The organism is Acanthopleuribacter pedis (assembly GCF_017377855.1).
Lineage (GTDB): Bacteria > Acidobacteriota > Holophagae > Acanthopleuribacterales > Acanthopleuribacteraceae > Acanthopleuribacter > Acanthopleuribacter pedis.
The window spans coordinates 64,285-90,394 of sequence record NZ_JAFREP010000010.1 but is presented as its reverse complement, the minus strand read 5'-3'; the positions used below and the strand labels follow the sequence as shown (position 1 = coordinate 90,394).

Annotated in this window: 2 protein-coding genes (1 of these 2 cut by a window edge); both read right to left on the bottom strand. The window is 64.5% G+C overall.

The features are described 5' to 3' along the window. A protein-coding gene (locus tag J3U88_RS12640) for an amino acid adenylation domain-containing protein (RefSeq protein WP_207859129.1) crosses the window boundary here: on the bottom strand, positions 1-6,632 show its start. Its footprint begins 7,069 nt before the window's first position; the window shows 6,632 of its 13,701 coding nt (coding positions 1-6,632); its start codon is at positions 6,630-6,632; the stop codon falls past the left edge of the window. Beyond that, positions 6,629-26,110: a non-ribosomal peptide synthetase gene (locus tag J3U88_RS12635; RefSeq protein ID WP_207859128.1), complete on the bottom strand. Its 19,482-nt coding sequence runs from the start codon at positions 26,108-26,110 to the stop codon at positions 6,629-6,631. Before J3U88_RS12635 ends, J3U88_RS12640 begins: the two co-directional genes overlap by 4 nt.

Here is a 26,110-nt window from a genome sequence, read left to right as displayed (position 1 = left end):
GCGAAGTTGATGTCGGGATTGGGTTCGGCCGCGTGTAAGGTGGGCACCAGGGTGGCGTGCTGCATTTGGAGCAGCACCTTGGTGAGCCCGGCGATGCCGGCGGCGGCCTCGGTGTGACCGATGTTGGATTTCAGCGTACCCAAGGCGCAGGTGTTGGTTTGCTCGGTCGCAAACGCTTGGGTGAGCCCGGCGACCTCGATGGGATCACCGAGCGGCGTGCCGGTGCCGTGGGCTTCCACATAGGAAATCCACGCGGCGGGGATGGCCGCGCGGTCGAGGGCGTCGCGGATCATGGCGGCCTGGGCGTTGGGGTTGGGGACGGTGAAGCCGTGGGTGTGGCCGTCGTGGTTGACCGCGGTGGCGCGAATCACCCCGATGATGCGGTCACCGTCGCGTTGGGCGGCGGACAGGGGACGCAGCAGCACGGCGCCGACCCCTTCGCCGGGAACCATTCCGGTCGCGCCGGCGCCGAATCCGCGGCAACGGCCGTCCGCCGCGGTCATGTTGAGTTCGTTCAAAAGCTGGTACTTGTTGGCGTGGAGCGAGAGGTTGACGCCGCCGACCAAAGCGGCCTCGCATTCGCCGCGCGCTAAACTTGCCGCGGCAAGGTGCAGCGCGGTCAGGGAAGAGGAGCACAAGCTGTCGACCGCCATGCTGGGGCCGTGCAGGTCCAACACATGGGAAACGCGGTTGGCGATGGAACCGAGCGAGCTGTTGAGGGTCAGCCCGTCCGGGTGCGATGGATTGCTGAACAAGGCGTATTCGCCGTACATCACGCCGGTGAACACGCCGACGCGGCGCTGGAAGGTTTCGGTCAGGCGTTCCGGGGAATAACCCGCGTTTTCCAGGGTGTGCCACACGGTTTGCAGGAACAGCCGTTCCTGCGGGTCCATGCGTTCGGCCTCGCGCGGGTTGATGCTAAAAAACAGCGGATCAAAGGCGTAGACGTCGTCGAGGAACCCGCCCTGGGGGGCCGGGCCGGCGGGTGGGTTCAGGTTGTTCCAGCGATCCGCGGGCAGCGGGCCGACCGCATCGACACCTTGCTTCAAATTCTCCCAAAACGCGTCAAGATTCGGCGCGCCGGGGTAGCGGCCGCTAACCCCAATAACGGCAACAGGTTCGTTCTGAAGGTGGCGCGGCAGCGTCGCTGTTGCGCGTGGTTTTGCAACAGATTCGTTGCCTGAATCGAGGTAGGCGGCCAATTCAGCCAAGGTTTGGACTTCGAAAAACAGAGTTTTGGGCAGTTCGCCCCGTTCCGCCTCCAGGCGGGCGGTGAGGCGGGTGATCATGGCCGAGGTGAGGCCGTAGGCATCGAAGCGGGCTTGCTCATCGAGCCGCACGCGCGGGATTTCGGTGACCTCGGCGAACAGCGTTTTGAGTCGTTCTAGCAACGCGGAATGGGCGGGGTCGTTGTTGTCGCGCGCGGCGCCGGCAAACACGGCTTGCCCGGGGCGCGGCGCGGCGATGTGGTGGCGCTCCCCGGCGAAGGGATAGGTCGGCAAGGAGACACGGCGCGCATCGGCGGGGTAGCGCACCGTCACCGCGGTACCCGCGACCCATTGGCGCGCGGCGCCGTGCAGATCGTCGGCTTGAACCGCCGCGGTTTCGTTTGCGGTCGCGCTACCGAGGAAGGCGCCGTCCCCGTTTTCAAGGAATTGGGCCAGTGCTTTTTGCAGGGACGGGACGCTGTCGACAACCCAGGCGACCCGTTCGCGCCGGTGCTCGCGGCCGATATCGAGCGTGTAGGCGATATCGACGAGCCGCGGTTTGGGTTCGGTGCTCAGGAAGTCAAGCAGGTTGCGCGCCTGGCGTGTCCGTTGTTCGGGTGTTTGCGCGGAAAGGCGAATCAGGACCGGGCCGGAATGGGGCGCGCGGGGCGCGGCGGGCGCTTCTTCCAAGACCAGGTGCGCCGAGGCGCCGGTTGCGCCGAAGGCGTTGATCAGCGCGCGTCGGGGTTGCGCGCTACCGTCCGGGTTAAATTTGGGCTGCCAAGGTTCAAGTTCGGTGACCAGTTCGGGCCCGTTTTCGCCCCGCTCGATCATGGGGTTCCAGTTCGCGACCGCGGCGCTGGGGAAGCGTTGTCCGTGGCGAAGCTGCAACAGCACCCGCGCGATTTGCGACATCGCCGCGGCGGATTCCAAGTGACCGACCGAGGGTTTGACGGTGCCGACCCGCGGTGCGTGGCCCGCAAAAACCGCGTTCAGCGCGTTGAATTCGGCGGCGTCGGCCAAGGCCGCACCCGGCGCGGCGGCTTCGACGGTGTCGATGGAAGCGGCCGCAATTTGGTGCCGGTCCAGGGTTTCTTGAATGGAACGGCGGAAGGAATCCGCGGCCGGTGCACCAAAGCGGAAGGTGCGCCCGGTGTGGCCGATGCCGGTGGCGCGAATTAAGGCGTGGATGGTATCGCCGTCCCGCTCCGCCGCGGCCCGGGTTTTCACCAGCACCGCGCCCACGCCTTCCCCGGCGACCCAGCCGTCGGCCTCGCGGTCAAAGGCGCGGCACTGATCGCGCGGCGAGAGCATGTCGAGGTGGCGCAACAATCCCTGGTGGTAGCTATGGGTCATCAGGTTCACCCCGCCCACCAAGGCGGCATCCACCGCGCCGTCGCGCAGCGCGACACAGGCGTGGTGCAGCGCGGTTAAGGCGGAAGAGCAGGAGGTGTTGACGGCGACGCTGGGACCTTGCAAGTCAAAACAGTAGGAAATGCGGTTGGCGAGGGCGGCGTGATCGGCGGCGGCCTGTTCCGCCTCGGGTCGGCCCGCGGCGTCCGAGGAGAAATGTTGGTAGTCGTCCCACATCGCGCCCACGTAAACGCCGGTGCGGCCGGAAGCGCGCAACACCTGGGGCGGGAGGCCCGCGTCTTCCAAACAGGCGTAGGCGGTTTCCAGCAACAGCCGTTCCTGCGGGTCCATGGTGCGTGCTTCAACCGGGGTGATGCCGAAAAACAGGCAGTCGAAGCGTTCGATGTCGTCGAGAAAGCCGCCGAAATGTTCGCCGCCGCCCTGGTTGTGGTAACGCCCGTCGGCGTCGTAGCGGCGGGTGCTGAAGGCGGTTTTCCCGCTTTTGAGGTTTTTGCCAAAGGTGGTCAAATCGGGGGCGCCGGGGAAACGGCCCGCCGCGCCGACAATGGCGAGGTCCAGCATCGCGGTTGCGCTTTCGGGTTGTCGGTTCCCCGCCGGCTTTTGCGTGGCCGGGGGGCACGCCACAAAACGGCCGCCGACGAAGCTGTGAACCAGGCTTTCGTTTTCCGCCAAACCAAAATCGCCGCGAATCTTGTCGAACAACATGCCGCCGATGGGACAGATCCCGATGGAATGGCGCGCCTGCTGTTCCATTAAATACTGACCGAGGCGGCCCGCTTCCAGCAGCGCCGCGTAGGTGCTGTTCTCGCCAAACAGCGGTCGGAGCCGGCGTTCGTCGGCGAACAGGAACAGGGCGAAGCGGGCGCGGGCGGCGTGTTTGCGGTTGAACGGGGTGTAGCAATGTTTGAGGGGATGCGACAAGGCCGGCTTAACCCGCGTCAGCTCACCCAAGGCCGCGTCGTAGCGGTAAACACCCGCGTCGATGCCGACCACGCCGTTGGCGGGCACATAAACGCCGATCTTAAGCGCGGGCGTGAACCCCTGGCGTTCGTGGGTCGGGTTGGGTCGCAACAGGTTGAGGAAGGCGGCGAAATCAGCAAAAGGTACCGGTTCTTCCAAAAACGCGCGGCGGCTGGCCCGCAATGCGAATAGCCGGGGGTCAACCGGGGCCGTTTCCAAGCTCAGCGCTTCCAGCCCGGTGTCAAAACGGCGCAGGGCCGGTTTTTCCCGATGCAGCCGTTCGCTGATTTCCGGGGTGGGAAAGGTGCCGGTTTCGCGGGTGAGGAAGGTGGTGAAATCCAGGCTGGGTTGCTTGTCGGTATGACGCGCCGCGGTCCAGGGGTTGATCGCGGCTTGCATGTCGGCTGTCCCGCCCAACAGGCAGAGGAGAAACTGCTCGCTGGGTTCAGGTTGGAACAAAGTCGCGATTTCTTGGAAAGCTAGGTCACGTACCGCCGCGACGCTGAGGTCGAAGTCGCAGGCGTGGGCGGTCAACAGGTGCGCGATGTAACCGGCCTCAAGGACGGTGAGGCTGGGGGCGGCGTCTTGGTAGACAGGTTCAATCGCATCCATGTGGGCGACGAGGAACACGGCAAACGCCGCGTCGGCAAAGCGTTGTCGGTCGGGTTCGCCAAACAACTCGGCCGAGATCCGCGCGGGTCGCGTGACGGGCACCAATCTATGATCCACCGGATGGTGGTAATAGATTCCTGGTTGCATGCCCACGACCGCGCGAACGAGGACATAGGCGCGGATGGGGTTGAGGCCGCCGGCGGAAGCGTGGCGGTACTTGCCGTTGTGGCTTTTGAGCAAGGAAAGGAAACGACCGAGCCGACCGCGGTCGACGGGAAACGCCTCGCTTGGCGGCGTGGGCGTTTGATCCGAGGTGACCGGAAGGTTCGGGAGGGTGATCGTCCGAGGTGAATCCGGCCGCGATGGGGACGACGGCGCGGCGGCAGTGCCGGGTCGGCCGTGATCGAGGCGTTTGGCGATGCCGGCCAGGGTGGGTTGGTCCAGAAACACATCGATGGCCAAGGTGATGCCCAACTGTTCTTGGACGCGCTCCACGATGCGCACCATGGTGAAGGAGGTGGCGCCCAAATCGAAGAGGTCGTCCTCGGGTTGCACCTCGGTTTGAAGGATTTCGGCGACCAGCGTGGTGAGTTGCGCGAGCAGGCTGGGCGGCTCGGGATCGGCTGATCGCGCTGGGAGGGTGGCGGCCGGGGCGCGGTGTTCCGGCACCACCGGGGTCGAAGCGGGCGTGTCCTTGGCAATTGCCGCGGCGATGCCGGCCGCGGTGGGCGCGTCGAGAAACACATCCATTGGCACGCTGAGCCCGTGCTCCAGCTGCAGGGTTTCCACGATGCGCACCATGGTGAAGGAGGTGGCGCCGCGGTCGAAGAGATCGTCGTCTGCGCCTAAATCGGCCACATTTAGGGCCTCGCCGAACATATCTAACAGGACGGCGACCCATTCCGGTGCCGGCTCCCGCGGCGCGTCTTGCGCGGTGGGGGTAGGTTCGCCGGTGTTGCTTTGGGTTTTCGTGATCGGCCATGGCAAGGCGGCGCGGTCGACCTTGCCGTGACGGGTTACCGGCAGCTTGTCCTGAGTAACCACCTGATTCGGCACCATGTACTCGGGTAATTTGGTTTTGGCGAAGGCGCGCAGATTGTGGGTGGTTACCGCTTGGTTGGTTTCGAGGTAGGCCACCAGGCGTGGATCGTCGCTGTCGGCCTCGCGCACCAGGACGACCGCCTCGCGCACGGCCGGATGACGGCGCAGAACCGCTTCGATTTCGCCCAATTCAATGCGCAAACCGCGTACCTTGACCTGAAAATCGAAGCGACCGAGGAAGGCGATGTTGCCGTCGTCCAACAGGCGCACCTTGTCGCCGGTTTTGTAGAGGCGTGCGCGTGGATCGGGATCAAAGGGATCGCGGATAAATTTCTGTCGCGTCAGTTGCGGTCGGTTCAGGTAACCCAGCGCCAAGCCGACACCGCCGATGTGTAACTCGCCCGTTTCACCCGTCGCCACCGGTTTGCCCTCGGGATCGAGGATGTGCAGGTGGATGTTGTCGATGGCTTTGCCGATGGGCACGATGTGGTCGGCTCGCGGCACACAGGGCCAAAAGCTGACGTCGACCGCGGCCTCGGTTGGGCCGTAGAGGTTGTGTAATTCGGCGCGCAAAAGCGCGCGGAACCGAACCACGCTTTCGTGGCTGAGCGCTTCCCCGCTGGTGAACACCCGCGTCAGGGAACGGCAGCCTTCAACCCCGTTTTGGTTGAGGAAAAAACGCAGCATCGACGGTACAAAGTGGCAGATGGTGACGCCCTCGGCGCAAATGGTTTGGATCAGCCGCGCATTGTCCTTGTGGCCGCCCGGCCGTTCGATGACCATCCGCGCGCCGCTCAACATAGGGAGGAACAGTTCCCACACCGAGACGTCAAAGGTGAAGGGGGTTTTCTGCAGGATGCGGTCTTGCTCGCTCACCTTGTATTGGTTTTTCATCCAAACCAGGCGGTTGACGATGGCGCGGTGGGGGATGATGCAACCCTTGGGTTTGCCGGTAGATCCAGAGGTGTAGATCACATAAGCCGCGTCGTCGGGGGTGGCGAACGGCGGCGGATCCGCCGCCTGTTCTTCCGCCAAAGCCGGCGTGGGCCCGTCCAGTTCCAGGACGGTACCATCGTAATCGGCGACCCGGGCGGCGTGGTTGGCCGCGGTGAGCACCACCGGCACATCGGCGTCCTCAAGGATCATGGTCAGGCGTTCTTGCGGATGATCGGGATCCAGCGGCAGATAGGCGCCGCCCGCTTTGAGGACACCCAGGAAGGCAACCATCGCCTCAAGGCCGCGGTCCATCAGGATCGCCACGAACACATTGGGGCCGACCCCCAGCCCGCGCAGGTACCAAGCCAACCGGTTGGCGCGGCGGTTCAATTCGCCGGCGGTCAGGGTGGCGCCGTCGCCGCTGTAAACCAAGGCGAGCGCATCCGGGGTGGCGGCGAGCTGTTGTTCGATGAGTTCGTGAAGGCAAGAGGAAAGGTTCATTCCGCCGACTCCAGTTTGACGCCCACGACGGCTGAATCGTCGCGGGGTTGGGATGGGTGGATCTCGCGGCGCGAGGCGGCGGGATCGCGGACGAGGTCGGTGAGCAGTTCGTGGTAGGCGGCAAACAAACGCGTGGCCGTCTCGAGGGGGAGCGCGGCGGGTTGCACGTCCCAGGCGAGGTCCAAGCGGTCGCCGTGTTCGGAACTGATGTTGTCGAGGTGGACATTCGGGGTGCGGCTCAGCGAGGGACCGGCGCGGAAACCCTCGGGCAATTCAGGGTTGGGGTGAATGCTGAGGTCGGTAAACACCACCGGGAAGGCCAAGTCGCGCTTGGCCGTAACCCGGCGCAGCGCACTCAAGCCACTGACACGGCCATGGTTGAGGTCCTGCTGGACAGCGGCATGGTTGTGGCGCACCCGCGCTTCGAATGAGCCGCGCGGCTGATCCACTACCAACCAGCTCATGGCGGTGAAGTCGCCGACCACCTCGTCAATCGCGGGGTGCAGCGGTGGCCGCTGCCAGCAAGGGATCACCAGGGTGAAGGGGAGATGCACCGCGTGGGCGGCCAGCACATCGGCAAAGGCGGTGAGCAGAATCATGCCCGGCCTTACCGAAAGCCGTTCGGCAAATTCGCGCGCCACGGACCAGCCATCAAGGGTTGCGGTCAAACGTTGGGTCGTTTGGGGCGCGCCTTCGGTTTTTCCCGCGAACACGGGACCTGACGGCATGTTGCGGAAGCGTTCGCGCCAGTAGGCCTGGCCGGCAAGGAACTGTTCACTGCCGCGGTACGCACTTTGCGCGGCCATGTAATCACGGAACCGGTAGGCGGGTGCCGGCACAAACAAATCGGGGCGACGGTAAAACGCGAACAGGTCGTTGAGCAGCAGGTCGATGCTGGGACCGTCGGCGATGATCATGTCGACGGCGAGGTGAATGCGCCATCCCTCCGGCAAGCGCGATACGCGAATTTCGAAATAGGGCCAACTGTCCAGCGGGCAAATGCGCGCCATCATGTCGGTTTCGATCTGAGCCAGTTGCGCCCGACGCGCCGATGCGTCCCCTTCGCGCAGGTCGGTCACCGCGATTCGATACTCGGCGTGCGCCATCGGTTGGGCCGTGCCGTTGCCGAGGATGCGGGTGGTTAACATGTCGTGGGCGGCCATTACCCGCGCCCAGGCCCGTTCCAATCGGGGTACGTCCAGCACCTCGGCGTCGTAGCTCGTGTAAACCTGGGTGTTGGTGCCGGCCCCAAATTGCGAGCGGCCGAAGGCGTAGGCCTGTTGTTGGTCGGTCAGCGGGAAGGTCGTGGTGTCGCGCGCCGGGGTTTCGGGCGTTTCGGCTCGTGGGCGTGAGGGAGGGGGCGCGGCGACGGCGGCGTCCCAGTTGGCTTCGGCGGCCAGACGACCCAAAACGGTTAGGTATTGTTCAAACAGGGCGTCAACCACGCCCGGCTCAAAATATTCTTTGATGACGTCGAAGCGCAACACCAGGGCTTCATCCTGTTCGCGGATTTGGTGGTCCAGGTAAACCTGGGGGGTTTGCGTCTGGAAATACGACAGGTGCCGGCTAAAGCCGGTGTCGCCGTCCACGGGTGCGTGGCCCAGCAGTGATGTGAACACCACCGGCAGGAAGTGGCGTTTGTCGATAAGCCGGCGGCGGCGCAATTCGCGCAAGAGGCGAATGCCGCTGACACTGCCGTGGTCCAAATCCTCAATCAACCGCGTCTGTGTTTCGCGGATGACCTGTCCGAGCGGGCCTTGCGCCGGCGTGACATGGATGCCCGTTGAAATGAACGGACCGACGAGGCGCGACACATCGGGATGCAGGCCCTCGCGGTTGGCGCGGGTCAAAATCAGCGAGAAGGGATGGGGACCGCACCAGGCGTGCAACACGGCGGTGAACACGCCGAGCACCAGGGCGCTGGGCGAAACCGAGGCCCGCGCGGCCTGTTGTTTGAGCGCGTGCCACGCGTGTGGGGCAAGCTGCTCGGTGACATGGCTAAACCGGTTGCCGCTTTGGGCCAGGTGGGTGCGCAGCGGGAGGGCCGGCCCGTAAGGCAAGGGGTGTTGTTTGCGCTTTGCCAGGTGGAAGGCTAGGTCTTCGCGGTAGCGCGGCGTTTGTTCAAAGCGTTTTAAGGCGAGCACCACGTCGCGGAAGCTGATTTCCGTTGGCGGCAGTTCGGTCTCAGGATCGCGGTACAGTGCTTGCCATTGCCCGAACAACAGGTCGATGCCGGCGGCGTCCACCACCAATTCGTCCATGCTGAAATGCACGATTTGCCGGTCGGGACACAGGCAGACGCGAATTTCGTACAACGGGTGACGGCCGACCTCGTAAACCTGGTGGGCCATGCGATCACGCACGGTCTTTAATTGTGTCTGACGGTCCGACTCGGTTTTGCGGCGCAAATCAGCGGCGCGGAACCGATAGCTTGCCGTTGGTTGCACTTGCTGGGTGCCGTCGTTGCCGATGACCACCCGCAACATGTCGTGATGATCGATCAATTTTTGCCACGCTTGGTTGAGGCGGTAGATGTTGAGATCGGTGAAGGTGAGTTCGAGGTAGATGTGGCAGCCGACCCGGTCTTCTTTGAGGCCGAGGTTGCGCCCGAGCAGGAAAGATTCCTGAATGTCGTTGAGCGGGAAAGGTTCAAAACGGGCTGCTGGGTCGGGTACGATTTCGGGGACCACCGCGGCGTGCGCGGCTGCTACCGCGTTTGTGGGTAGGTTGAGCTGTTTGCTCAAGCGTTCGAGCGATGCGTAGATATCGATTTCGGCAAGGGAACAGGTTTGGCCGCTGTGCTGTTCCAGGGCGGCTTTGAGGGAGAGGGCGCCCAAGGACGTGAAACCCAGCTCAAACAGCGGTTTGCGGTGGGGCAATTGATCCGCCGGAATGTCGAGAAGGGCGGCGATGGTGTGGCGCAACCAATCGATGCCGCTCCAGGGCGTTCTTGTCGGGGTAGGGCTGGGGGCCGGCGGTTGTGGCCGCGATCCGCAAATGGGAAAGGTTTCCTTGCGGAAGGGATACCCGGGCGCGGCGATGCGCCGGGCCGGGCGTTGTTCGTTGTGCCAATCGACCGCGCCGCCTTGGACCCAGTGCCGCGCGATCCGGGCGGGCTCCTGTTCCGTTGCTAAGCCCAAAACCGAGCTGGGTGCGGTCTCTGTTTCGGTATCGCCCTGGTAACAGTCGGCGGCGGTTTTGCCGGTCGACCATTGTTCCAAGGCCGCCGTCAGGGCCGCGGTGTTCGTTACCACCAGCGCGAGCCGATGCGCCATGGGCTCGCGGCCGATTTGCAACGTGTAGGCTAGGTCGGCGAGGAAGCAGACTGTTTCCCCGTGGGAAAGGTTTTGGGCAAGTTCGTTGTGGTCGGCCAAGGCGGCGACCAAGTCGGCGCCGGTTTCGGCACGCGTGAAGGGGTCAAGTGGCAGATGGTGGTCCAGCGCTTCACACAGGTTGTGGTGGAGCATAAAGCGTTGCGGCGCGTCGAGACCGAGCTCGCCCAGGGGTTGGTTTGGATCGAATAAATCGGGGTCCACTTCCAAAAGCGCGGCCGTTTCCCGACGCAGGGTCTCGCTGAAAACGGTTTGGGAATGGGTTTCGCAACGCTCGCGTACAAAGCCGGCAAGTTGTTCGGCGGCCACCCTGAGCCGTTCTTCACTCGGCGCCGAGAGGACGATGATGTGGGGCGGCGATGGGGCTTGGCGCCTGACCGGCCGCGGCGGTGGTTCTTCGAGAACCAGGTGGGCGTTCACACCTGAAACGCCGTAGCTGTTGATGCCGGCGCGGCGTGGTTGCGGTTGACCCGATGCGTCGGTGCGTTGTGGCCAGGCTTGGTGTTTTGCCGTGATACAAAAGGGCGGCGTCAGGTTGATTTGTGGGTGGGGTTGGGTGAAACCCGGAATGCCCGGCAGCATCTTGTGGCGCAAAGCGAGAACCACTTTGAGGAACTCGGCCATACCGGAGGCGATTTCGCTGTTGCCGATCAAGGGTTTGACACAGCCGATGTGGATCGGCTGCTCGGGGTTAAGTGGTCCTTGTTGCCCATAGGCGGTTTGAAGCGCTTCGCCTTCAATGCTGTCACCGAGCAAGGTGCCGGTACCGTGGGCTTCGATGTAGTCGAGGTCGGCGGGTTGGATCGGACCGGCCAAGGCATTGGCGACCGCGCGGCGCATGCCCTTGGCGTTGGGCGCGGTGAGCGACATGGCGCGGCCGCCGTGGGCCACACCCGTGCCCCGGATGACGGCGTGGATGCGGTCGCCGTCCGCTTCCGCCAGGTCCAGGCGTTTGAGGACCACCGCGCCGACACCTTCGCCGCGCACGTAACCGTCGCCCTCGGCTTGGAAGGAACGGACGCGGCCATGGGTGCTGAGGTTACCCATGTGTTCGTCCTCGAGGTAACCCTCGGGCGAGAGGATCAAATGGACGCCGCCGACCAGAGCTTGGTCGCAGGTCCCGCTTTGGACGGCCTGCACGGCGAGGTGGAGCGCCAGCAAGGAAGAACTACAGGTGCTTTCCACGTTGCTGCTCGGGCCGCATAGATCCAGGAACTGGGAAATTCGGTTGGGCAGGGCGGCGGCGCCGGGTACCGACAAGGTATGGGCGTCGGGGTCGTTGCGGCGCGCTTGGCGTTCGTAACCCGCGTCGGCGGTCAAGGCCGTGAACACCCCGGTGGGGCGGCGGCGCAGCCGGTCCGGTGGGATGGCCGCGTCTTCCAATGCCTGCCACAGGTGGCGCAGCAGCAGCCGTTGTTGCGGGTCCATGAGTTTGGCTTCGCGCGGGGAGATGCCGAAGAAAAGCGGATCGAAGTGGTGGATGTCGGCTAAAAAGCCGCCGACCCAGGCGGGGTCGGGTTCGCTTGCTTCGCCGAAGCGGCCCGCGGGTACGGGGGTGATGCAATCGGCACCGGCGAGGATGTTTTGCCAAAAGGCGTCGAGGTCGGCGGCGTTCGGGAAGGCACCGGACATGCCGACGACGGCGATGCCGGTGTGGGCGTGGTTGGCCGCGGTGGCCTGCCGTTTTGCGTGTGTTTGCCGGTTCGGTTTGGGTGTTGGACGGGTTGGTGCGGTTTGGTTGGGTCCGGTCTGGGACGCAAAGTGGCAGTCGGGATGGTGTTCGGCCAGGTAATTGGCCAAATCGGCGATGGAGACGTATTCGAAAAGCAGGGTGGTGGAAAAACGACCGACACGTTGCTGGAGTTCGCCGGCCAAGGCATGGAGTTGGACCGAGTCGAGCCCCATTTGAAAGAAACTGAGGTTGGTCGCGATGCGTTCAAGGGGTTGCTGCAGGGCGGCGGCGATCCAGGTACGCAACCAGAGGACCCGCGGTTCGTCCGTGTCGGTATCCGGGCAAGCCAGGTTCGTGTCTGCCGCGGGGGTTGGGATTTGATCCGAGCTTGGTTGGGTGTCGGGCAGATAGCGCTTGCGTTCAAACGGGTAGGTCGGCAGCGGTACTTTGCTAAAACCCGCGGCGAACAAATCGGCGTACGCCAAACGGAAGCCCTGCACGTAGCGATCCCGTACCTCGCGCAGAAGCGACTCGGTTTCCACCGTGGTGCGACAGGTTTTGATGCATTGGTCGCCCCGTTCATCGCGGCGACCGGCGCGGCCTTCCGGCAACTCGCCGACCGCGACGCGGGCCGCATCGCCCGTTTCCAGCCAGGCCGTGAGGGTTTGAAGGCAATCATCGATTGAGCGCACCACGCAGGCGAGGCGGTGATGGTGATGGGTGCGGCCGGTCAGCAGCGTATAACTGATGTTGCCCAGGTCGTGATCCGTTTCTTGTTCGAGGTGACCCACCAGGTCGGCGACACGGTGGCGCAACGCCGCTTGACTCCGTGCCGAAAGCGCGATCAGCCAAGCTGATTTGTGCGCGTGACGCCGGTTCACGCGGGGCGCCTCGCCAAGGACCACATGGGCGTTGGTCCCACTAAAACCAAAGGAACTGACGGCGCCGATGCGCGTTTGGCCCGCGGGGACCTTCCAATCGCGAAGGGTGGTGTTGATGAAAAAGGGGCTGTTATCGATGGGAAGCGCGGAGGATTGGAAGTTCAGGGACGGCGGGATTTGTTGGTGGCGCAGCGCGGAAAGCACTTTGATGAGCCCGGACAACCCGGATGCGGTCGAGGCGTGCCCGATGTTGGTTTTGACCGAACCCAGTGCACAAAAACCGGTTTTGTTGCTGTCGAAGGCGCGGGTCAGCGCTTCGAATTCGATGGCGTCGCCGAGGCGGGTGCCGGTGCCGTGGGCATCCACCAGGGTGATCTGTTCGGGATCGATGCCAAACCGTTGGTACACCGCGCGCAGCAGCCGTTCCTGGGAACGCGCGCCGGGCGCGGTTAATCCGTTGGTGGCGCCGTCCTGGTTGACGCCGCTGCCGTGGATGACGCCGTGGATGTGGTCGCCGTCGGCGAGGGCTTTGCTCAAAGGTTTGAGCACCAAAGCACCCACCCCTTCGCCTGGCACGAACCCGTCGGCGCGTTCGTCGAAACTGTAGCAACGCCCGCTGGGCGACAACATGTCGGCGTCGTTTGAGGCGCGGTAAAACTCGGGCGTGGGTTGGATGAACACGCCGCCCGCGACCGCGGTTTCGGCTTGGCCGGTCCACAAATCGGTGCAGGCGTAATGCACCGCGCTCAGTGAACTGGAGCAGGCGGTGTCGACGGCGGCGGCCGGGCCGTGCAGGTCGAGCAGGTAGGCGATGCGGGCGGGGATCACCGAGGCCTCGTTGCCCCAGAAGGCATGGGCCGGCGGCGTTTCGCGGAAGAGTTGTGGGTAGTCGCCGCGAATGGCGCCCACGTAAACGCTGCAGCGGCTGCCGCGCACGGCCTCGCCGCAGTGGCCCGCGTTTTCCAAGGCCTTCCAGGTTTCCTCCAAGAACAGGCGCTGTTGCGGATCCATGTACAGCGCTTCTTCCTCGCTGATGTTGAAGAAACCCGCGTCGAATTGGTCGTAATCTTCCAAAAAGCTGCCGTGACGACAGCGCGGCCGCGCCGGGTTCTCGGGACCCAGGTCCCAACGGGTCACTTTTTCGACCAGGTTGTCACCCGCGGCAAGGTGCCGCCAGAAGGCGTCCACATCCGGGGATTGGGCAAAACGCGCGCTGACGCCGATAATCGCGATGGGTTCCAGACTGGGTGCCGATTCGCGGCGGGCCCGGCTGTTGGCGCTGTTGGTGCTGTGGTTGGTGTGGTTGTCCGTGGGTGCGGTGGTCGCGGGGACTTGGACCACGATTTTACCGATGTTTTCGCGGTTATCCAGCGCGCGGTAGGCCTCCCGCCAGTGTTCAAAGGGAAGGGTGCGGCCGATGGTGGGGCGGAGCACTCCTCGTGCCACCAGGTCGTCCATTTCGGCCCAGGTGCGGCGAATGCGCTCGGGCCGTTCGCCGCGCAGCAAACCCAGGTCGATGCTGAAAAAGGCCTGGTTGCGGTTGAGCACGGAGAGGTCCACTGAACGGGCCGACTTGAGCGCGGCCATGGCGATTTCAATGTAACGCCCGCCGGAACCCAGGCAGTTCAAACCTTTTTGGACCGCATCGCCGGCGAGGGTGTTGATCACCACATCGACGCCTTCGCCGCCGGTCAGGCGTTGGATTTCCCGTTCGAAATCGGTTTCGCGGTAGTTGATGCCGTGGTGAACGCCCAGCTCGCGCAGATAATCGAGCTTGGTTTGGGACCCGGCGGTGGCGAAGATTTCGGCGCCGGCCTGTTGTGCCAATTGCACCGCGATCAGGCCGATCCCGCCCGCCGCGGTTTGGATCAGGATGCGTTCGCCGGGTTGCAGGTCGGCCTTGCGGAAGGCTTGGAGCATGGTCAGGGCAACCATCGGCAGCGCGCAGGCTTCGTCAAAAGACAAGGCGGCCGGTTTGGGATAAACCCGGTCTTGCGGGCAGGTGACGCGTTCGGCGTGGCACCCGGGCGTCAAACACACCACCGCGTCGCCGGGTTGGAAACGGGTGACGGCGTCGCCGACGGCTTCAACCAGGCCCGCGGCCTCGTCGCCCGGGGTGAAGGGATACGGCGGCATGTTGGGATACAAACCGCGCACGCAGAGCAAGTCGGCAAAATTCAGCGAAAAACTTTTGACGGCGATGCGCACCTCATCGGGCCCCAAGGCAGGGCACGGCGCGGTGGTGCACACGAGGTCGTCAACCGCACCGGGCCCGCGCACCTGTAAATGGCGGAAGTGACCGGGTTCGGTTGGTGCTGTTGCCGGTGGGGCTCCCGGGTTCGTGATCGGCGGGGCTCCCGCGGTCGTTTTCCGGTGGGGCATCGCGGTTGGGGCCGGCGTGGGTAAGCCGGGTTGCAGGCTTGCGAGATGGTCGTTCAAACGGTCGACGCTGTTGTGGTCGAACAACACCGTGGTTTGCAGCAGCGTGTTGAAGGCGTCGTTAATGCGGTTGACCAGTTCGACGGCGACGATGGAGTCGACCCCGTATTCGGAGAAGGGGCGGTCGTCGCGAATGCTGCTCGCGGGCATCTCCAGGGACGCGGCGATACAGTCGCGAATCCGCGCGCGCCGGTCCGGTTCCGGTTCTGCCGGCAGGATTGAGTCGGTTGGGGTGTTTTCTGCCACAAGGATCGGTTGGTGCCGGCTCCCAATGAATTCGGCCAACTGGTTCACGTTGGGGTAATCAAACAAAACCGTGGTTGGGAGCAGCAAGCCACAGGTTTCATTGATGTGGTTCACAATACCCACCGCGGTGATGGAGTCGACGCCGATGTCGGCAAAACCGCGCTGATCTTGAATACGGGCGACCGGCATGTCCAGTGCTTCGGCCAGACTTGCCCGAATGATGTCGGCCACGCGTTCCGCCGAATCCGGTGCGGCTGCCGCGGTGGTTTGCAGCGACCGCGGCGAAACGGTGGCTTGCGGCGACCGCGGCGAAACGGTGGCTTGTGGAAGCTGTTCCGAAACAGTGCTTTGCGGAAGCTGAGGCGAAACAGTGGTTTGCGGGTGTTGTGCCGAAACGGTCGGTTGTGGGTCGGCAAGCGGTTGGCGCACGATGCCGTTGCTTTCCGCCACCACAAGCTGTTGGCCCAGGTGATGGGCTGATTCGGCCGGGAAGCCAATGTGGTTAAATCCTTCCTGCGCCAAAACCCTCGCCCACATCTCCGGCGCCAAGCCCGGACAGCCCTGCAACCGCAGTTCCGCATCTTTGACGAGCCACCAGCCGTCCAAAAGCCCAAAGGTCAGGTGGTCGAAAAGAACCTGGCTGCTGATTTCGTTGAGGAACAAAACCCCGTTTTTCTTGAGGGCGGCCTTGGTGTTGCGCAGGGTTTGGCGAATATCGGCGGTGGCGTGTAGCACGTTGGTGGCGACCACCACATCGTAGCTTCCTGGCTCAATGTTTTGTAGTTCTAGTGGTTTACTCGCGTCGAACAAATGGGTTTTTAGCCAAGGCCGACCCGGCGCGTAATGTTCCCGCGCGTGTTTGAGGAACGCGTGGGAAAGGTCGGTATAGGCGTATTCTTCAATAAATCCCGCGTAGGCTTGCAAGCGGGGCAGCAGGCCCGCGCTTGTCCCGCCGGTGCCCGCGCCGATTTCCAAAATGCGGATCGGGGTCACCCTGTCGCAGGTGGTCCTGGTCTCGCGGACACAGTCGGTGCAGGTCTCGTGGATCAGCCGTTGTTTGAACCAGGCGATCAGGGCGTCGCCGAGCAGATTGTTAAAGGTGTCCGCGACCGGGTTGTTTTTGTAAACGCCTTCGACCCGTTCCATGGCGGCCTTGGGAAACAGCACCTCGTGGGCGCGGCGGCGGCCCGCAAGCATGTCGGGCAGGGCTTCGAGGACAAAGGAAACCAAGGTGACCTGGGGCGCGATGGTTGGATCGGCCGCGAAGGTGTTTTTCCGGTTGTTCCAGGTCTGCCAAGCGTCCGCGGCGGGAAGGCGGACGACGCGGTAGCCGCTTGTTGTGGCTTCAAGTACACCTTGTTGCGCCAGTAATCGGCAGCTTTCCGCGCACCAGCGTTGCAAGGTGGCGTCTTCGCGTGCAACCAAGGCGCTCGGCTGGAAGCTTGTCGCGGGGCAAAGTGGGTGGAGCACGGCCCACAACAATTCAAGCATCGCGGTGTCAAAGGCCTGAATAGGCGGGCTCGGCAACCTGGCCGGCTTGGGCGGGGTACCTTTCGCCAAGAGCGACGGAATGGTTTCGGGGTAGGCCTGGACAAACCCTTGTGTTTTGCGCGTTTCGGCATTTGTCGTTTTGTGAACGGCCAATTGCGGCAGGGTGCCGCGCAGGAGGTGTTCCATCAGGGTCAGCCCCTCGTCCGGTTCGATGGAACCGATGCCGGCCTGGTGCATGCGCGCGCGGTATTCCGGCGTGGCCACCGCGCCGATGCTACCCCAATAACCCCAGTTCACGACGCGGACCCGGCAGGTTTCGGGCAGGGCGTCCTCGTTTTGGGCCAAAAATTGGGCGTAGGCGTCCATGAAGGTGCAGCCGGCCGCGTAGTTGCTTTGCCCGGCGTCGCGGTCAAAAGAGGTCATGGACGACAGGAACAGCAGGAAGTCACGGGGTTGCAGGACGCTGGCGGCATGGACGGCCACGTGGACGCGGGCGCGCAGCACCCGGGTGAAGCGTTGTTCGTCGAGTTTGGTCAGGCTCCCGTCGTCGAGAACCAAGGCGGCGTGGATGGTGCCGTCGATGCGTGGGTGTTGTTTGAGGATGGTGGCCCGTGCACGTTCAAGCGCGCGTGGATCGGCGGCGTCGGCTTGGATGTAGGTGGGCGCGTTGTCGCCGACGGTGGCGTCGCGGCGTGCCTGGGCGGTTGCCTCGGCGGGGCGACGGCCCAGCCAATAGACATGGGCCTTGTGGCTTGCGATGATGCGGCGGCTCCACGCGGCGCCAATCCCACCGGCACCGCCGACGACGACATAGACGCCGCCCTCGCGGTAGGGATCACTCTCGGTTTGACCCAGATCGCGTACGGGTTCCAAGCGTGGGGCGAACCATTGGCCGGCGCGGTAGGCGAGGGTGGCGCCGCGCGGCGCCGGTTGGATTTGGGTCAGTGTTTCCGGCAAAGGCGTGTCGGCCGCAACATCCAAAAGGCGCACGTGCCAGTGGCGGAACTCCCGCGCCAAGGCGCCGCCGAAGCCGTGAACGGTGGCGAAGGTTGGGTCGACCGCTTCGCCGGGAAAAACGGAGACGGCGGCGCTGGTGACCAGGGTTAGGGTTAACTTGCGCGCGCCGTAACCCTTGGACAAAAGGGTTTTAACCAAACGGAACAGGCGTAAAATGCCGGCTTCCGCCGTTTCAGCCGGGGTTTGACCGGCCGCGGGCGCCTCGTCGGCCGCGATCCATACCAGGTGGGCGACGGGCGTGTTGCTTTCGCTCAGAACCGCAACGAGTTCATCGGCGGCGATCAAACGCAGGTCGGGGAATTTGCCCAAAAGTTCGCGCTGCTGCCGGGTGCTGCCGCCCACGAGTAAGGTCGGGGCGGGAGACGGCACCGAGATCTCGGGTTTCACCACATCCCAAACCGGGGTTTCCAGGTGAAGCTGTTCGCCCAAGCCGGTGTTTTCTTGGTTTGCCGCGACGGGGCGGTTGACCAAAGCCTTCATCACCACGCAGACGCGGCCGTGGTCATCGAGCAGTTCGATGTCCATGGGTGCCTCGGGTGTTGGGTCGCGGCGCTGGAGGACGGCCCACATGCTGTTGGTGCAGGGACGGAACCGGTCGACTTCCGCCAAAGCGTAGGGCAGGGTTAGCACGGGGTTCGGCGTGTCGCGGTCGAACGCGATGGAGGCTTGAACCGCGGCGTCCAGCAAGCCGGGATGAAGCACATAAGCCGGGTCGCCCAGCTCGGTCAGGTGCAGTTTTGCCAACAGCCGGGTGGGTTCGGCCGCGTCGGCGGCGACCCATACCAAGCCGCGGTGGCTCGGCCCGTAGTGGATGCCGTGCTCGGCAAAGGCGGCGTAACAGGTTTGGGCGGAAAAACGCCGGTGGTTGATTTCGCGCTGCAAGCGGGTCAGATCGCGGGGCGGCGGCGCCGCATCGGGTTGGCCGGGTTCGATCAGGCCTTGACCGTGGGTTACCGATTCGCCGTCGGCCCGCGTGGCTTCGATGACGTAACGCAACCGGTCGCCCTCGGGGATGAGCCGCAGGCGCACGGCTTGTGGGTCGGTCGCCACGGTCAGCGGTTGCATCCAAACCACATTGCGCAGTTTCGGGTTTGAGAACGCCTGCCGGTGGTTGGCGGCGAAACGCGCCATTTCCAGGTAGGCGACGCCGGGGAGCACGGGTTGCCCGTTTACCCGGTGGTCGGTCAGAAAAGGCTCGCAACCGTGAAACGAGGCGCAGTAGTGAGCCCCGTTTTTGTGGTTTTCCCGGTGCAGCAGCGGATGGAGACGCGGGGCGGGTGGTGCCGTTGTTTTGGGGGCGAGATCAAAAAATTCGCCGGCAAAGGGATAGGTCGGCAGGCTTACCCGGCGCGGACGTGGTTCCGGGTAGGGGTCGGCCCAAGCGACGGGCATGCCGGTGACCCATTGTTTCGCCAGCGCTTTCAAATTGCGATTGTTTTTGGCGCCTTTGGGGATCGGCGCGTTTTCCATGGTTGCGGTACCGAGGAACAGGTCGCCCGTGTCGCCGTCCGCCAAAAACGCGTCCAGTTTTTGGCGTAACGCGGTTGCGTCGTCCACCACCAACGCGAGCCGCGACGCCATGGCCTTGCGGCCGACTTGGAGCGTGTAGGCGACGGCGCCCAAATCCAGGTCGGTTTGGTGTGCGATGAAATCGCGGAACAGGGCGACGCGGGTGCGCAAGCGATCGTCATCGGCGGCGGAAAAGACGAGGAGGAAGGGCCCGTCGAGCGGTTTTGGTGTGGGGTTTGGCGGGGCGGCCTCCAGCACGGCGTGGGTATTGGTGCCGCCGAGGCCGAAGGAACTGAGCGCGGCGCGGCGGGGACCCGTGGTTTTTGGCCAGGGGCGTGCGCTGTCGACCACATAAAAAGGCGTTGCCGCGAAATCGATGGCCGGGTTGGGTTGGGTGACGTGCAGGGTCGGCGCCAGTTCGCCGTGGTACAAACTCATGGCCACCTTGACCAGCCCGGCCAGCCCGGCGGCGGTGTCCAGGTGACCGATGTTGGATTTGACCGAACCGATGCCGCAGGTTTGGCGTTGCTCCAGGTTCCAAGCCTCGGTGAGTGCCGCGATTTCGATGGGATCACCCAGGCGGGTGCCGGTGCCGTGGGCTTCGACGTACCCGATGGTGGCCGGGTCGATGTGGTCGCCAAGGGCCTTGCGGATGACCTCGGCTTGGCCCTGAATGCTCGGCGCGTAAAAGCCGGCCTTGTCGCGGCCGTCGTTGTTCAAGGCGATGCCGCGCAGGAGCGCGTAGATGTGGTCGCCGTCGGCCAGCGCGTCGGCGGTGCGTTTGAGCAGTACCACGGCCACGCCTTCACCGCCGACCATGCCGTCGGCGGCGGCGTCAAAGGCTTTGCAGCGGCCGTCGGCGGCGAAGTTGAGGCCGGCGCGGTGGCGGTAACCGGTTTTGTTGGCGGGCATCAGGCTGGCGGCGCCGACCAGGGCTTGGCGGGTTTCGCCCAGTTGCAGACTTTGCCAGGCCGCGTGCAGCCCGACCAGAGAGGAGGAGCAGTTGGCGTGGACCGCGTAAGCAGGCCCGTGCAGGTTCAGTTGGTAGGCGATCATGGTGGCGGCGGCGCCGGGTTGTGCCAGCACCCAGGCCACGTAGGCATCGGGATCGTAGAGGTCGACGGCGCCTTGGTAGAGCGGCGCCTGGTAAAAACTGTTGCTGGTGGCGATGTAGACCCCGGTTTCGGGGACGGCCTCGGGCGTGTACCCGGCATCTTCCAGCGTGGCCCAGGCGTGCTGAAGCAGATGGCGCATTTGCGGATCCATGGCGCGGGCGTTTTTGTGGGAAATTCGGAAAAAGTCGTTGTCGAAGCGGTATTTGTCGGTGATGGTTTGCTGCAGGGGCACAAAATCGGGGCTGTTAATCAGTGCTTCGTCCACGCCGGCGGCGCGCAGCTCGGCGGGGTTGAGGAAGCGGGCGCTGTCGTGGCCGGCGCGGAGGTTCTGCCAGAACTGGTGGTGGTCGGCGGCGTCGGGGAAGTGACAGGAGATCCCGATCACGGCCAGGCTGTCGTTTTCCCGGTTGGGGCGGTGGGGCTTCACGTTTTCAACGGCAACCACGGGCGGGGCGGGCGCTGTCGGCACGGCGGGTCGGCACGCGGCGATGTGTTTGGCCATGGCGCGCACGCTGGTGTGGCGGAACAGGTCGGTGGTGGTGAAGTGGATGGCGAAGGTTTCGCTGATGCGTTCGGCCAACAGCACCGCGCGGTAGGAGTCGCCGCCCATTTCAAAGAACCCCTCGTCGGTGCTGTTCACCGGGACGGGCAGGACCGCGCGCCAGATCGCGAGCACGGCTTGTTCCAAGGGTTCGGTTTGCGGCGAGGTGCTTTCTTCGACCGCAACAAGCGGGCATTCCATCAAGGCCTTGCGGTCGGTTTTCCCGTTGTTGGTGCGGGGCAAGCGCGCGCGCGGCAGGAACAGGGCGGGAATCATGTAGGCCGGTAGGTCGGCGGCGAGATGGGCGGCGAGGGCGCGGCTGTCGGGCGCGGTCTCCGCGGGCTGGTACCAGGCAACCAGGTGGCTGCTTCCCTGGTCCTCACGGGCGACCACCACACATTCACGCACCCCAGGATGCTGGGCGAGGCGCGCTTCGATTTCGGCCGGTTCAATGCGGTAGCCGCGTACCTTGACCTGAAAATCCATGCGGCCCAGGTGTTCCAGGCTGCCGTCCGGCAGGCGACGGGCGAGATCGCCGGTACGGTAGAGGCGTTGGCCCGCGCGGAAGGGGTGTGGGACAAAACGGTCGGCGGTGAGGTCGGGCCGGTTGTGGTAGCCGTCGGCGAGGCCGTCGCCCGCGATGCACAACTCACCGGCGGCGCCGGCCGGCATTTCCGCCAAATGATGGCCGAGAATAAAAATCTCTGTGTTGGCAAGCGGGGTGCCGATGTGGATCGGTCCCTCCTCACGCAGCCGCGCCAAGGACGACCAAATGGTGGTTTCGGTGGGGCCGTACACATTCCAAACCTCGCTGTCGGCGGCGAGGAACCGGCGGCGCAAGGATTCCGGCAGGGGTTCGCCGCCACACAACAGGCGCACCCGCTCGGCATTGCGCCAACCCGCGTGGAACAACATGGACCAGGTGGTCGGGGTCGCTTGCATCAGGGTGGGTTTGCTACGGGCGATTTCGTTTTTGAGTTGTTCGGCGTCGGCCGCGATCCCCTCGGGGCAGAGCAGGCAAACCGCGCCGCGAATCAGCGGCAGGAACAGTTCCAAACCGGCGATATCGAAACTCACGGTGGTGACGGCCAGCAGTCGGTCGCCCGCGGTGATGCCCGGCGTTTCGGCCATGGAACACAGGAAGTTGGTCAGGGCGCGATGGGGAATGATCACGCCCTTGGGTTGCCCGGAACTCCCGGACGTGTAAATCACATAAGCGGGGTGATCGGCGCCGGACAGCACGGGCGCGGGCGGCCGGTTTGCGGCGGTGATCAGCGGCCATTCGGTGTCCAGTGCCAGCACGGGAATTTGGGTTTGCAGGAGTTCGGTCACCTTGGCGCGGTGACGGGCCTCGGTGAGGACCATCAGCGCATCGCTGTCTTCCAACATGTATGTCAGGCGGTTTTCCGGGAAGTTGGGGTCGAGGGGGACGTAGGCGCCGCCGGCCTTGAGCACGGCCAACATCGCGACCACAACCTGTTCGGAGCGGCCGATACACACGGCGACGCGGGTGCCGGCTTTCACGCCCAGGGTTTGCAGGTAACCGGCAAGTTGGTCGGTGCGCCGGTTCAGTGTCGCGTAACTCAGTTCGGTTTCACCGCATTGCAGCGCCGGCGCGTCCGGGCGGCGCGCGGCCTGGTCCGCGAACAATTCGTGGACGCCGCGGCGGGGATAGGCTGTTTCGGCGGGGTTCCACGCGGCGCGTTCCTGGCGTTCCGCCGCGGAAAAGAGGGGCAGCGCTTCCAAGGGTTGGCCGGGGTCGGCCACGACCGCCTCGGCGACAGCGCGGTAATGCTCGGCGAATCGCTGGATGCGTGCCTCGGAAAAAAGCGCGGGATCGTATTTGAAATTCAACAAAAAGCCGGCTGTCCCGCGCACGACCTCCAAGGTCAGTGGGGCCTCGCCTTCCTGGTGGAGGTCGGTCAGAAATTCGGGTTTCATTTCGGGATAACGTGCCTGGAGTTGGTCCAGGTCGTCTTCGCTGAAGAAGTTTTGGTATTCAAAAAGCACTTGGAAAATCGGGCCGAGGTCGTGGCGTTCCACGGCCAAACCGCGCACGATTTCGGGGAAGGGCAAGGCCTCGTGGTCGAGCGCGTCCAGTACGGCGAGTTGGGTCTGCTGCAACAGGTTGCTGAAGGAACGACCGGCAAAGCCGTGGGCGCGGATCGGCAACAGGTTGGTGAAATAACCGATGGTGTTTTCAAAACCCTCGGGGCGCGAGCGGGCGGGCATGCCGACGACCAGGTCCTTTTGTCCGCTGGTGCGGTAGAGCAGCGTTTGCAACAGCGCCAGGAACAGCGGGGCCGGGTTGACACGGGCCGCGCGGGCGAAGAGGGTCAAAGCGCGTGCTGATTCGGGGCCGAGGGTCACTTGATGAACGGCGCCGCGCGTGGCGGCGCTGTCGGGGTGGGGTTGCTCGCTCGCTAGGTTCAGCCTTGGCCAACGACCCGCGAGCTGTTGGTGCCACCAGTCACGCAGCAGGGTGCCCGCGTTCCCCGCGAGCAAGGTTTCTTCTCTAGCTACGTAAGCTTGGAAGGTCTGGTCGGCCGAGCGCACGGGATCGGGGGTGTCGCCGCGCAATAAGCTTTGGTAGGCGTCCAGCAGGGTGGCGTAGAGCGTGGGGATCGAGAAACCGTCGGTCACGATATGGTGCAGGACGAGCAAGACGATCCATTCCGAATCGCGTTGAAACAAGAAGCAGCGAATGGGCAGGTCCTCGGCAAGATCAAACGGAATCCGCGCCCGTTCGCGCAGCAGCGCCTGAACCTGGTCGGCGTTCAAGTGGGAAAGGTCTTCCTGTTGCAAGGGGACCGGGGCAGCGGGATTGGCGCGCTGAACGAGGGTGCCGTCCTGTTCGGTAAAGGTATGACTGAGGATGGGATGTTGCGCGAGCAGAAAGGCACAGGCTTGGCGGAAGCGGGCGACCTCGATGCGGTGGCACAGGCGCAGGCCGAGGGGAAAGTTGTAGGCGGTTTGGTGGGGATCCTGTTTTTGCAACAACCACAAACCCCGTTGGTTGGCCGAAAGAGGAAAGGCGCGGGGTTCCTCGGCAGCAGCCGGCGCGGCTTCCAGCAGTGACGCCGGCGCGACGCTAGCTTGGCCGGCGACGAAGGCGGCGAGGTCGTTGACGGCCGGATGGGCCAGCAGATCGCGGCCCTGAATGCGGCAGCCGAAGGTTTTTTCCAGGCCGCGAATCAGATCGGTGCCCTTGAGCGAATCGATGCCGTAGTCGTGGAGGTGTTTGTCGGTTTTGATGTGTTCCGGCGGAAGGCGCAGGAGTTCGGCCAGCTTGGCGACCAGGTAATCGCGGACCCGAATCTCGCCGCCACCCTGGTGCGTGGTTTGGCTCGCGGTGGACGGGGTTTTTTGGTCGAACCAATAGTCTTGGGTTTCGAAGCCGTACACCGGCAGCGGCAGGCGGCGCACCGATTCAGCGCGTTGCGCGGCCGTGGGGGGAACCGCTTGTCGCCAGGCCTGGTGGGAGGCCGCCTCGGCACGGACCGTGGGATCGCCCGCGAGGTAGGCGTCCATGGTTGCGATCAGGGCCGCGCGCGACGGCGCGATGAAGGCGGCGCGGTATTCCATGTGGGTCCGCCCGTGTTGCAGGGTAAAGGCCAGGTCGGCCGGGTTGACGCCCTTCTCCTCCGTGAGGAAGTGTTTGAGGTCGGCGACCCGTTGGTCCAACGCGCCTTCACCGGCGGCCGAAAGCGGCGCGACCCAGGTAGCGACCTTGGCCGCCGCGCGTTGTGGTGCGCGGTATTCTTCCACCAGGATGTGGGCGTTGTTGCCGCCGGTGCCGTAGGCGTGGAGGCCGGCGAGGCGCGGTTGTTCCTGTTCCGGCCAACTTTCGGTTTCTTGGAGCAGGCGACAGGGCGTGCCGTCGCAATCCAAATCGGGGTGGGGCGTGACCAGGTCGCGGATTTGGTGGGCCGTATCGGTGTGGAAGGTGCGGATGATTTTGAGCAAGGCGCCGAGCGCGGAGGCGGCTTCCATGTGACCGGTCATGGGTTTGAGGGTGCCGACCCGGCAGTTCCCCGCGGGCAAGGTCACCCCTTGCTCGGCGGCGAGGTCGCGCAAGGCGCGGTTGGTGGCGCGCCATTCGGCCAGATCGGCGACGGGATTCCCCATGCCCTGGGCTTCGATGTAGCCGATGCGGCGCACATCGACGGCGGCGCCGCGGTAACAATCTCGGATGACGTCGGCATGGGCGGATGGGTTGGGTGCGGCCATGGAGGTTCCGCCGCGGCCGTTGTAATTGACGGCGGTGTTGCGAATCAGCGCGTAGATGTGGTCGCCGTCGGCCTCGGCGCGGGACAGCGGTTTCAGCAACAGGCTGATCGCGGCCTCGGCGCGAACATGGCCGCGCGCGTCGGCGCCAAAGGAACGCACGGTGGGTTCGGGACTCATATGGCCCAAGCGCGACAGCGTGATAAAGGGTTCGGGGCGCAGGATCACATTGGCGGCGGCGACCACGGCCGTGTCCATCTGGCCGAGGCGCAAGCCGCAAACGGCGCGGTGCAAGGCGACGGCGGCGCCGGAACACATGGTGTCGACCACCTCGCTGGGACCGCGCCAGTCAAAATGGTAGGAGAGGCGGTTGGGCAACAGGCAGGCGCTTTGGTCCGGGCCTTGGCCGTGCAAACCCTGTTCGGCGAGCAGATGGGCGTAGTCGTTGTCTTCCAGCGCGACAAACACCCCGGTTCGGCTTTGCTTGAGTTGGGTCGGTGCATAACCGGCGTCTTCCAGGGTTTGGTAGACCGCGGTAAACAAAAGCCGTTGGCGCGGGTCCATGAGCTCGGCGTCGGCGGGCAGGATGCCGAAGAAGTGTGGATCGAAGGCGCGCGGGTTGGGCACAAAACCACCCCAGCGGCTGTCGCTCTTTTCGCCCGGCGCGAACATGGTCCGCCAGTCGAAGCGCGTGGCGGGAATGGTTTCGATCAGGGCGCGGTCCGCGTCGAGTGCCTGCCAAAAAGCCCGTACCGAGGCCGATTGCGGCAAAAACCCGGCACAGCCGATGATCGCGATCAGTTCGGGACCGGTACGCGCGGGTTTTTGGGCCGGTTGTGCCACCGCACGCGGGGTTCCCGCCGCCGGGGCGCACGAAGGGCCTTGCCCGCGCGGGGTCGTATTTTTTAGATCACGGCTGATCCGTTCGAGTTGTTGTTGGGTACAGGTCCCGACGTTGCCGGCGCGCATGGCTTGCTGGATTCGCGCCAATTGTTCTGCTGGGTTCAT